This is a genomic window from Pseudomonas sp. EA_65y_Pfl2_P74 (genome assembly GCF_963970575.1).
In the GTDB taxonomy this organism is placed as follows: domain Bacteria; phylum Pseudomonadota; class Gammaproteobacteria; order Pseudomonadales; family Pseudomonadaceae; genus Aquipseudomonas; species Aquipseudomonas baetica_A.
Window position 1 is genome coordinate 1 of record NZ_CAXAOQ010000081.1, and the last position, 1183, is coordinate 1183.

General features: G+C 54.0%; 1 protein-coding gene. It reads left to right on the plus strand.

Annotated features, from left to right (window positions below; genetic code table 11):
• Positions 1-205 precede the first annotated feature (205 nt).
• The gene (locus AACY18_RS27905) at positions 206-1153 is read left to right on the plus strand and encodes an IS110 family transposase (RefSeq protein WP_339434169.1); all 948 of its coding nucleotides are present in this window, start codon (positions 206-208) and stop codon (positions 1151-1153) included.
• Positions 1154-1183 lie beyond the last annotated feature (30 nt).

Here is a 1183-nt window from a genome sequence, read left to right on the forward strand (position 1 = left end):
GCTTGTATGGTAGGACTTGAAGGGAGGAGGAGGGACAAGGCTCGATTCTGACTGTTAGCGCAGTACAGACCGTGGGAGATTTCACCCTCCTCCTTTCACCCAAGCGCCGATAAAGAATGCATCTGGCCTAGACCGACGATAGGAACAAGCCTGCGCCTCTGGGTGAACCCTTCAAGTGTTCAAACCTTAGCCCGGAGGATTTCTCATGGCAATGCCCGTCGCTACTACTCAGTCGATCATCGGGGTTGATGTCGCCAAGGACGAACTGGTGATTTATCACGCCGAATCAGATCAGCTCGAGACAATCTCCAATACCAAAGCGGCGATCAAGAAATGGCTCAAAACCGTTGCCAAACCAGTGGCAATCGCTATCGAAGCCACCAATATCTATCATCAGGAGTTTGCCGATCTGGCGCATGCCGCTGGTTACGTGATCTATATGGTTGGCGGTTATGAGCTCAGCCATTACCGCAAAGGCGTGAACGTTCGCGCTAAAACTGATGCGCTGGATGCCCGATTACTGGCCCGTTATCTGACAAACGAAGGGGACCACTTACGCCCCTGGACACCGCCGCCGCCCTTGTATTGCCGACTTATCAGTCTTTTCCGGCGTCGTGCGGCTTTGGTCCAGGCTCGTGTCAGCCTCAAGCAGAGCTGGGAGAATGAGCCGTTGCTCAAAACCGCTTTCAAAAATCAGATAAACGCCATGCAAAGACTGGAAATCCTGCTGGAGAAAACGATCCTGACGCAGATAGACGAAGCCGGTTTAGGCGCTCAGCTCAAGCGTTGCATGAAAGTAGAAGGCATAGGTACGTTGACCGGTGCCCGCTTGCTCGCATCCTTTCAGCGTGGGGACTTCAGAAACGCCGACGCTTTCATCGCTTTTCTAGGCCTGGATCTGCGCATATCGGACTCAGGTAAAAAGAAAGGCCGCCGCTGCCTGACCAAACGAGGCGACTCAGAGGCGCGTCGATTGCTGCACAACGCCGCAATGGCGGCGAGCCGAACCTCGGCGTGGAAAGGATTTTATGAGGCTTTGAGAGGGCGCGGATTGAGCACTACCCAAGCACTGGTCGCACTAGCCCGCAAGCTTGCCCGGGTGGTATTTGCTCTGTTGAAAAACCAGAGCGAATACTCACCTAAAGCGGTTTAGGGGCTAGGCATGAACCATAGAATCTCCCAC